Source organism: Amphritea pacifica, assembly GCF_016924145.1.
GTDB lineage: Bacteria > Pseudomonadota > Gammaproteobacteria > Pseudomonadales > Balneatricaceae > Amphritea > Amphritea pacifica.
On record NZ_JAFFZO010000035.1, the window covers coordinates 45,606 to 54,238 of the forward strand.

The following is an 8,633-nucleotide window of genomic DNA, read 5'->3' on the forward strand; positions in this document are numbered from 1 at the left end:
TTACGTCCTAGCTATCAACTTTCAAAACTGCAAGGAAGGCATCCTGAGGAATCTCAACCCTGCCCACCTGCTTCATTCGTTTCTTACCTTCTTTCTGTTTCTGCAACAGCTTTTTCTTACGGCTCACGTCACCACCGTAACACTTGGCGATAACGTTCTTGCGCAACGCCTTGACGTTGGTGCGGGAGATAATCTTGCCGCCGATAGCTGCCTGTATGGCAACATCGAACATCTGCCGGGGGATCAGCTCTTTCATCTTTTCACACAGCAGACGCCCACGGTAAGGCGCATTATCTTTATGCAGAATAACTGCCAGAGCATCGACTTTTTCGCCATTGATCAGAATATCCAGGCGTACCAGTTGGGCTGCCTCAAAGCGAACAAAGTTATACTCCAGTGACGCATACCCCCGACTGACAGACTTCAGCCGGTCAAAAAAGTCCAGCACCACTTCTGCCATCGGCAGTTCATAAGAGACCTGAACCTGATTGCCAACAAAATTCATATTTTTCTGTATGCCACGCTTTTCCACGCAGAGACCGATAACCTGTCCCAGGTATTCCTGTGGTACCAGAATATTGGCTTCAACAATAGGCTCACGCATCTCTTTGATTGAGCCCGGATCCGGTAATTTGGAGGGGCTATCAATCTTAACCACGTCACCATTGGTCAGAAGCAGTTCATACACTACCGTTGGGGCAGTGGTGACCAGATCCAGGTCGTATTCCCGTTCCAGTCGTTCCTGAATAATCTCCATATGCAGCATGCCCAGGAAACCACAGCGAAAACCAAAGCCCAGCGCATCGGAGGATTCGGGTTCGAAGAATAATGAAGCATCATTCAGCGTCAGTTTATCCAGCGCCTCACGGAAATCTTCATAATCATCGGAACTGGTTGGGAAAAGCCCCGCGTATACCTGCGGCTGAACCCGTTTAAAGCCCGGCAGGGATGCAACATCGGGGGTTTTGGCATGGGTGATGGTATCGCCCACCGGCGCACCGTGAATATCTTTGATGCCCGCAACCACATACCCCACTTCACCGGCCCGGAGTACACCGGTTTCGGTGCGCTTGGGGGTAAAGATACCTACGCCATCGACCGGTTGAACCTGGCGGTTGGATTTAATCAGAATTTTATCTTTCTTACGCAGAGTGCCCTGCTTTACCCGCACCAGCGAGACCACGCCCAGGTAGTTATCAAACCATGAGTCGATAATCAGTGCCTGCAAAGGCGCTTCAGGGTCACCTTCCGGCGCAGGGATGTACTTGACCAGAGCTTCGAGAACATCATTGATACCCATGCCACTTTTGGCGCTACAGGCAACCGCATTGTCGGCCTCAATACCGATCACTTCCTCAATCTCTGTCCGTACCCGCTCAGGTTCTGCCTGGGGGAGGTCCATCTTATTCAGAATGGGCAATACCTCCAGTCCCTGCTCGAGGGCGGTGTAACAGTTGGCAACCGATTGAGCTTCAACCCCCTGCGCTGCATCCACAACCAGCAATGCCCCTTCACAGGCGGCCAGAGAACGGGACACCTCGTAGCTGAAGTCAACGTGTCCGGGGGTGTCGATAAAGTTGAGCTGATAGATTTTGCCATCCTCAGCGGTGTAGTTTAGCGTTACACTCTGGGCTTTAATCGTGATTCCGCGCTCACGTTCCAGGTCCATAGAGTCAAGGACCTGCTGCGCCATCTCACGCTCTGACAGCCCGCCACAGGTCTGAATAAAGCGATCGGCCAGGGTAGATTTACCATGGTCAATATGGGCAATAATGGAAAAGTTACGGATGTGTTCGAGCTTACTCACTACGGAATCACCAGCTAATAAATTTAACCATGCAACCCCATCGTCAGGGCGCAATTCTGAAGCGGGCAAGTGTACCGTATTTCAGCTGTAACGACCATCAAAGAGAAACAGATCGGAAAATAAACAGAGGGGCCTGAAGCCCCTCTGAATCACTGTGGTCTATTTGAGTTTCAGGGGGATAAACATGGGACTGCCACGGCGTACTATGCGCATCGGCACCGCTTTATTATCCGGCAATGCTTCAACAACACCGGCAAAGGTATCGACTGAATCGATCTCTTCACCATTGAGCATGGTGATCACATCACCCACCATCAGACCAGAATCTGCACCGGCGCCATTCGCGACCTGACGAACCACAACCCCCTCTGTCACACTAAGGCGTTCGCGCAGTTGATCATCCAGCTCACTGACCTGAATATTCAAACGGTTGGCCGATGCTTTTTCTTCCATCTGACCTGCTGTTTTCAGCTCCTCACCCTGTGAGGGCAACAGACCGATGGTCACAGTAATAGTCTGTTTCTTACCATCCCGGACAACCCCAACCCGGGCATCAGTCTCAGGTGGAATGCGTCCAACCTGGTGTGGCAGATCACCGGAACGATCGATCATGTTGCCATTGAAACTGTAGATAATATCGCCTTCCTGAATACCTGCAGCTTCTGCCGGGCTGTCGGGCAGAACTTTGGCAACCAGCGCACCACCGGGCTTATCCAGTCCAAAAGACTCAGCCAGATCGCGATTCACCTCCTGAATGATAACACCCAGCCAGCCCCGGCTTACCTTACCTTTATCTTTGAGCTGATCGACCACCTCCATCGCAACATTCATCGGGATGGAGAAAGACAGCCCCATAAAGCCGCCAGAACGGGTATAGATCTGAGAGTTGATGCCGATCACCTCGCCCTGCATATTAAACAGGGGACCACCGGAGTTACCCGGATTAATCGCAACATCAGTCTGTATAAATGGCACATAGGTTTCATTTGCCAGACTGCGGTCTGTAGCGCTGATAATGCCTGCGGTAACGGAGTGGTCAAACCCAAATGGCGAACCGATAGCAAGTACCCACTCACCTACTTCAGCTTTGTCTGAATCACCAATTTTTACCACTGGAAGATCCGTTGCATCAATCTTCAACAGCGCCACATCTGAACGCTTATCAGAACCGATTATCTTAGCTTCGAGTTCCCGCCGGTCGCTCAGACGAACGATCACTTTATCCGCATCTGCCACCACATGGTGATTGGTCAGAATGTAACCATCCTCAGAGATGATAAAGCCCGACCCGAGAGACTGAGGAGCTTTATGCCGCGGCGCATTGCCATAGCCCTCAGGGATGCGGAAGAAATGACGGAAGATATCCGGAATATCCTGACCATCCGGGAGCTGCATATCCGGCATCCCCTGAACCTGGCTGGAGATCTGCTGGACCGTACTAATATTAACTACAGCAGGGGAAGCCTGCTTAACCAGATCCTTAAATTCTGGCAGCGCAGCATGCACACTGCTCACACACAAACAGAAAAGAACCAGACTAAAAGTCGCTCTGACTAGTTTCATATCGTTTATCCTGTATATCAGTTATTACTCTATGTAAATCAGACTCTGCGAAGCAGCACCGGCCGGTAACTGCAGTTCCGGCTTATTCGGCCGGAGATAAATCGTGTTATGACAAATCCACCCGCCAGACCGAAGCCAGCGCTTAAAATAACACCGGGTTCGGAAAGGCCGTAACGCTGCGCTGCCACTGCTGTGATAAACATCGCCAACAGGGGCAGCAGATAAACCAGCAAGGATGCGGTGAGAAAAGATCGTTCCCCCACGCCCAAGGTCACTTCATCATTCACGCAGACCTCGAGATGCTGAGGGTTATCAACCTGAATCTCCAGCCGTTTACCATCACCTATTCTGGCTAATAAACTCTGCCCACACCCCTTCTGAGCGCTACAGCTGGAACAGGCACTTTGCTTAATCGTTTCAACCCATACCGTCCCGTCTTCAAGACGCACTACACGGCCATTTTCTTCAAGCATGGTGAATTACTGTATCTTCTCAATAGAGTTAACCACACGGTCGGCAACCATCAGAGGCACATCGCCCACGACGGTGACGAAGAACTGATCATCCACTTTCTTCCCGATCGCAACCATATTACCCAGCTGTGTCGCGCCTTCAGGAACAGCCGCATCACCCGTCCTTTCAATACTCAGGGTAAAAGAGTTAACCCCATTACTGAATACGGTCAGTTCAGCCCCCGGAGCCATGGCATTTTTAACCGGGGTATACCCCTCCGGAATCCAGCCTGGAGAAGAGCTCACCAGTTTTCCCTCGCGCAACACATTATGCTGGCGGATATAACTGTTTAACCCGGCATTAAAACGGATGATATTGTCATCACTGTTACCACTCTGATGCGATAGGCGAGGGGCTCCAAACTGAGCACGCATCAGATCGCGGGAGGGAGCAAAGCTCGGCTTCACAGTAGCCGTACTGGGCTCAGGCGCCTGAGCCAGGCCGCTGTCCACAGGAGATGGCGAATTAACACCGAAATTCTGCCCTCCCAGAATAACCACCGCAGTAACCGATGCGGCAACAGCCATACTAATCAGCGGTTTAAAGAAGCTCTTACCCGAAATACCAGTGTTCACCGGAGAGTCAGCCGTTGTCTTACTAAACGTGGGCTCAGACTCAACAGCATCCATTACTGCGGCACTGATATCACCGGCACCCAACTGTTCATTCTTCAGTAGTGAACTGGCCAGATGATAACGCTGCCACTGTCCGGACAACTCTTTATTGTCAGCACTCTGCTTTAACAGGCTGCGTAACTCAAAGTCACCCACTTCATTGTCCATCAATGCAGAAAGCGCTTCTCTGGGTTGTTCGCTCATTAGCCAACTCCTAACGGATTAAGTATCTGCTTAACAGTGTCCGGTGAGGTCATTACACCCAGTTCACTCTGTTAAACAATTCAATTCAACGGTCCGGTACTACAATAAAAACCATTGCTTTAATTCAATAAGGGGGCGATCTCCTTATCAATCGCCTCCCGGGCCCGGAAGATTCGTGAGCGCACGGTACCCACCGGACAATCCATAATCTGAGCAATATCTTCATAACTCAGCCCGTCAAACTCGCGCAGTGACAACGCCGCTCTGAGATCCTGTGGAAGTTTATCCATCGCATCCCTGACCACTCTGGCCAGTTCATCCCGATACAAACTGTTCTCCGGGGTCTCAATATCTTTTAGCCCGCTATCACCTTCTATATGGTGCGCATCATCAACATCGACATCCATATCCGGCGGTCTCCGCCCCTTTGCCACCAGATGATTTTTAGCGGTATTGATCGCAATCCGGTAAAGCCATGTATAGAAAGCACTGTCACCACGAAAATTCGGCAGCGCCCGGTAGGCTTTAATAAACGCTTCCTGTGACACATCCATCGCTTCATGATGGTCGTACACATACCGCCCAATCAGGCCAATAATTTTATGCTGGTATTTTTTTACCAACAGATCAAAGGCGGTTTTATCACCTTCCTGAACACGCCTGACCAGCTTATGATCTATCGATGTTTGGCTTTCGCTGGACATTCGATTCCTTATTGTATGAACAGTTCCAAACTAATGTAGCTGCTTACAGCCTCAAGGAAGTATGAATGCCACCCCCTGTTTTATGCAACCCTTTACCAGAGCTGAACTTAAGTTATATCGTAAGAGCCCTGTAGCGTAACTAAGTTCCATTATGTTGAAAAAAAATTCAATATTTTCACCCCCACACTGGCCCCCGTCACCGGTTCGGGCAATAATTAGCCACTTATATCGATAGCAGTAGAGAGTCAGCAATGAGTGATGAGTTTCAGTATGATGTCCTGATAATTGGTAGTGGCGCTTCCGGACTCGGACTTGCCCTCCAACTGCCTGACACCTTCAGAATTGCTGTACTCAGCAAGGCCAGCCTGACCAGCGGCTCTACCTATCAGGCTCAGGGGGGGGTCGCCGCGGTACTGGATGATACTGACAGTACTCAGGCACATATCCAGGATACCATCACTGCCGGGGCAAACCTCAGCCGCAAAGACGCCGTTAAATTTACCGTCGAGCATGGCAAAGAAAGTATCGACTGGCTGATCCAGCAAGGTGTTCCATTTACCCAGGAAGGTAATGAATACCACCTGACCAAAGAGGGTGGACACAGTCACCGCCGCATCATTCACTCTGCCGACGCCACAGGTCAGGCCATTCAGCAGACGCTGATTGAACGGGCGAAGGCCTGCAGCAACATCGACCTGTTTGAAGACCGCATTGCAGTAGACCTCATCACCCGACATAAACTTAACCTGCCTGATAATCGCTGTATCGGCGCATACGTCCTTAACCACAACACCGGCCATGTAGATGTGTTTAAAGCAGGCTCAACCGTTTTGGCGACCGGAGGTGTGAGCAAAGCCTATCTCTATACCAGCAACCCCGACGGTGCCTCAGGAGACGGTATTGCGATGGCCTGGCGGGCAGGTTGCCGGGTTGGTAATCTTGAGTTTAATCAGTTTCACCCGACCTGCCTCTATCACCCACAAGCAAAATCGTTTCTGATCTCTGAGGCAGTGCGAGGCGAAGGCGGCAAACTGCGACTACCGGATGGTAGCCGTTTTATGGATAAGTTTGACGAACGCGGCGAACTTGCCCCCCGCGATATCGTCGCCAGAGCGATCGACCACGAGATGAAACGCCTGGGTTGTGACTGCGTTTTTCTCGATATATCTCATAAACCGGCCGAGTTTATTAAACAGCATTTCCCAACAATCTATGAGCGCTGCCTCAAGTATGGCATCGATATCACCCGGGAAGCGATTCCAGTGGTTCCGGCGGCCCACTATACCTGCGGTGGCATCATGACCAATCAGCACGGTATGAGTGATGTAGAAGGGTTATACGCTATCGGAGAGACCTCATTTACCGGCCTGCATGGCGCCAACCGGCTCGCCAGCAACTCACTGCTTGAATGCATCGTTTACGCCTCATCCGCTGCCCGGCATATCACCAGTCACAACCACCCTCTTGGAGAGTTGCCAGAGATTCCCGCCTGGGATGAAAGTCAGGTAACCAACTCCGATGAAGACGTCATTATCGCCCACAACTGGGACGAGCTGCGTCGCTTTATGTGGGATTACGTCGGCATTGTACGAACAAACAAACGCCTGCAGCGCGCTAAACACCGGGTTGACCTGTTACAACAGGAGATCAGTGAATATTACAGTAACTATAAGGTTAGCCGGGATCTGCTGGAGCTGCGAAACCTGGCTGTCGTTGCCGATCTGATTATACGTTCAGCGATGCAACGCCAGGAGAGTCGGGGCCTGCACTATACACTTGATTATCCGAAGAGCGGGGCTGAAGCAAGAGATACCATCCTGACACCGGTTAACTATGACTGGCGCTGACCGGTGGCGGTGCAAACCTGAGTAAAACCTGCAGTTTTCTGAATTGAGCTGCAGTAACGCTGTCCCGCCAGATTAGCACTGATACTGAGCCCTGCTGGTCGCGAACTTTGAGCTTAAGCCCCAACAGCAGAGGCGAAATCAGTCGCTGCTGTATTGCTTCAACCTCCACCCAGCCACTTCCCCGCAAACAGACAACCACTGCTTTGCGTTCCGCAAGCCAGCGAATACCGGATACTGAACCTGCATCTGTCAGCATAATTATACGAGGCCAACAATAGATCAGATAACAGCAACAGGCCAGAGATAGAACGAGCTTAAAGGTAAAACTAAGACCTGAGAGCCATACCGAAAAAACCGATAGCGCAGCAAGCAGCAGAAACAGATACCGCGCAGTAACGGAAGGATGTATTTCAACTTGCAGGGGGCTGAACACGATCCAGAATAATCCGCACGATACGTTGAATATCGGGATCTTCTGCCTCTTCCCGCTCCATCAGCCAGACAAACAGCTCAGTGTCCTCACAGGCAAGCAACTTAACAAAACGATCCTGATCTTCAGGGTCCAGATCCTGAAAAGCTTCGTCAACAAAAGGAACAAACAACACATCAAGTTCCAGCATACCTCTTCGGCTTTGCCAGCGTAAACGGCGAATATCTTCTTCGGTGTACATTATCTACCTGCTTATTTATGGAGAGTAGTTCTCGCGGTTATCGCACCAAGCCTGAATTGCGAGGTACGCAATATATAAAACAATCCCCCCACCTAGCAAGCCAAACAGCAAATGGGGCAGATAAATAATGACGAGAGTCATATAAGAGCAGTAGCATAAAAGCTGTTGCTAGACGTGGCTGCACCACTTGCCAGAACGGAACCTTCGGCTCCTGCCAGAAAAAGCTATCGCGACGGGGGCGTCGCTCCCACAGGGGCTTAGCTTCTTCAGATAGTATAGGAGCCTCTTCCAGGGGCGATAAGCACTCGCTGCAGGAAGCAGCTCCTACAAAACCACCTACCTTGTGGGATTGTGGGAGGCGCGCGGGTATGCCCTTTGGGTACCTCGCGGCGATACCCAGGGGTTCATCGCGACGGGGGCGTCGCTCCCACAGGGCCTTAGCGTCTTCAGATAGTGCAGGAGCCCCTTCCAGGGGCGATAAGCACTCGCGGCTGGAGCAGTTCCTACAACAATCATCCACCCTTGTGGGATTATGGGAGGCAAGCCGCGTAGCGGCGTCTGAACGAAAAAAGCCCCGATCATCTCAATGATCGGGGCTGTTTCGTATTAGGTGCTTGGCGATGACCTACTCTCGCATGGAGAAGCTCCACACTACCATCGGCGCTAAGACGTTTCACTTCCGAGTTCGGGAAGGGATCGGGTGGTTCCAT

At 51.2% G+C, this 8,633-nt stretch carries 8 protein-coding genes and 1 rRNA gene; 1 reads left to right on the plus strand and 8 read right to left on the minus strand.

What is annotated here, in order from left to right:
* Positions 1–7: 7 nt before the first annotated feature.
* From lepA to rpoE, 5 genes are all read right to left on the minus strand, one after another.
* Complete coding sequence (gene lepA, locus JW499_RS17870) at positions 8–1,807, minus strand: translation elongation factor 4 (RefSeq protein ID WP_205211862.1); 1,800 nt, start codon at positions 1,805–1,807, stop codon at positions 8–10.
* 159 nt (positions 1,808–1,966) lie between these two features.
* Complete coding sequence (locus tag JW499_RS17875) at positions 1,967–3,370, minus strand: DegQ family serine endoprotease (RefSeq protein WP_205211863.1); 1,404 nt, start codon at positions 3,368–3,370, stop codon at positions 1,967–1,969.
* A 38-nt stretch (positions 3,371–3,408) separates the two neighbouring features.
* On the minus strand, positions 3,409–3,843 hold the full coding sequence (locus tag JW499_RS17880; RefSeq protein ID WP_205211864.1) for a SoxR reducing system RseC family protein: 435 nt from the start codon (positions 3,841–3,843) through the stop codon (positions 3,409–3,411).
* Between the two features lie 6 nt (positions 3,844–3,849).
* Entirely contained in the window at positions 3,850–4,701 is an 852-nt protein-coding gene (locus tag JW499_RS17885) for a MucB/RseB C-terminal domain-containing protein (RefSeq protein WP_205211865.1), read from the minus strand.
* Between the two features lie 119 nt (positions 4,702–4,820).
* A complete protein-coding gene (rpoE, locus tag JW499_RS17890; protein WP_205211866.1) occupies positions 4,821–5,405 on the minus strand; it encodes an RNA polymerase sigma factor RpoE in 585 nt (194 codons plus the stop codon).
* 251 nt (positions 5,406–5,656) lie between these two features.
* On the opposite strand from rpoE, the gene nadB reads away from it, so the two are divergent.
* Complete coding sequence (gene nadB, locus JW499_RS17895; RefSeq protein ID WP_205211867.1) at positions 5,657–7,252, plus strand: L-aspartate oxidase; 1,596 nt, start codon at positions 5,657–5,659, stop codon at positions 7,250–7,252.
* Here the strand turns inward: nadB and JW499_RS22875 are convergent.
* The 3 genes from JW499_RS22875 to rrf form a co-directional block, all read right to left on the minus strand.
* Entirely contained in the window at positions 7,233–7,685 is a 453-nt protein-coding gene (locus tag JW499_RS22875; protein WP_332874032.1) for a protein YgfX, read from the minus strand. The two genes, nadB and JW499_RS22875, sit on opposite strands and share 20 nt — an antisense overlap.
* Positions 7,663–7,923, minus strand: a complete 261-nt coding sequence (locus JW499_RS17905; RefSeq protein ID WP_205211869.1) for an FAD assembly factor SdhE — start codon at positions 7,921–7,923, stop codon at positions 7,663–7,665. Before JW499_RS17905 ends, JW499_RS22875 begins: the two co-directional genes overlap by 23 nt.
* A 612-nt stretch (positions 7,924–8,535) precedes the next feature.
* Positions 8,536–8,633: ribosomal RNA gene (gene rrf / locus JW499_RS17910) — 5S ribosomal RNA — on the minus strand; the annotation flags it as partial.

Excerpts from the sequence above, each read along its gene's own strand:
- rpoE (WP_205211866.1), bottom strand. The coding sequence starts at position 5,405 with ATGTCCAGCGAAAGCCAAACATCGATAGATCATAAGCTGGTCAGGCGT.
- JW499_RS17905 (WP_205211869.1), bottom strand. The coding sequence starts at position 7,923 with ATGTACACCGAAGAAGATATTCGCCGTTTACGCTGGCAAAGCCGAAGA.
- nadB (WP_205211867.1), top strand. The coding sequence starts at position 5,657 with ATGAGTGATGAGTTTCAGTATGATGTCCTGATAATTGGTAGTGGCGCT.
- JW499_RS17880 (WP_205211864.1), bottom strand. The coding sequence starts at position 3,843 with ATGCTTGAAGAAAATGGCCGTGTAGTGCGTCTTGAAGACGGGACGGTA.
- JW499_RS17875 (WP_205211863.1), bottom strand. The coding sequence starts at position 3,370 with ATGAAACTAGTCAGAGCGACTTTTAGTCTGGTTCTTTTCTGTTTGTGT.
- JW499_RS17885 (WP_205211865.1), bottom strand. The coding sequence starts at position 4,701 with ATGAGCGAACAACCCAGAGAAGCGCTTTCTGCATTGATGGACAATGAA.